General features: G+C 54.4%; 1 protein-coding gene. It reads left to right on the forward strand.

Annotation, left to right across the window (positions count from 1 at the left end):
* Positions 1–32 precede the first annotated feature (32 nt).
* On the forward strand, positions 33–994 hold a 962-nt coding region (locus tag J3B89_RS20995), incomplete at its 3' end, for an efflux RND transporter periplasmic adaptor subunit (RefSeq protein WP_251372615.1).

Raw genomic sequence — 994 nt, forward strand, 5'->3', positions numbered from 1 at the left:
TCATGAGCAGAAAAAACACGGTCAGAACTTTTATGTTAGCGGGCGTCGCCGCACTGGTGTTAACCGCTTGTGGCAACCCCGAAGCGGCTAATCAGGCCGCAGCACCGGCTGCACCGCAGGTGAGTGTGGCGCAGGTGGTACACGAGCGCATTACCGAATGGGATGAATTTACCGGCCGCCTGCAGGCGCCACAAACCGTGAATTTAATGCCACGCGTGTCAGGCTATATTGAACAGGTACACTTTAGCGAAGGTGCCCTGGTACAACAAGGCGATGTGCTGGTACAAATTGACCCACGGCCGTTTGCTGCTGAAGTGGCCCGGCTCAATGCAGAGCTGCAAAGTGCACAAAGCGCCGCCCAACTGGCGGATAACGACTATCAGCGGGCAGAGAAACTCAGCAGCCAGCGCGCCATTTCAGCCGAATTACTGGACAGCCGCTTAGCCCGTAAGCAACAAACCGCGGCTACCGTCGCCTCGGTAAAAGCGGCGCTGCAACGTGCTGAACTGGATTTAAGTTACACCCGCATTAGCGCGCCTATCAGTGGCCGGGTGTCGTATGCCCAGGTAACGGCCGGTAACTATGTTACTGCCGGCCAGAGCCAGTTAACCAGCCTGGTATCTACCGATAAAATGTACGCCTACTTTGATGTAGACGAGCAAAGCTACCTGAAATATGCCCGCCTGAGTACCGAAGGTAAGCGTGCCGATACCCGTGATGCCAGTGCAAACCCGGTATATATGGCGCTGGCAAACGACACCACATACGCACACACCGGCAGCATTGATTTTGTTGATAACAGCCTGAATCAGCAAACCGGCACTATCCGTATCCGCGCCAGTTTCAGCAATAGCGACAACAACCTGCTGCCGGGTTTATTTGCCCGCATCAGGCTGGTGGGCAGCGACAGCTACGACGGTATTTTGATTGACGAAAAGGCCGTTGGCACCGATTTAAACAACAAATTTGTGCTGGTGGTAAACGCGGATAATCA

Origin of the sequence: Rheinheimera oceanensis (assembly GCF_018831085.1) — a bacterium.
Classification (GTDB): Bacteria; Pseudomonadota; Gammaproteobacteria; order Enterobacterales; family Alteromonadaceae; genus Alishewanella; species Alishewanella oceanensis.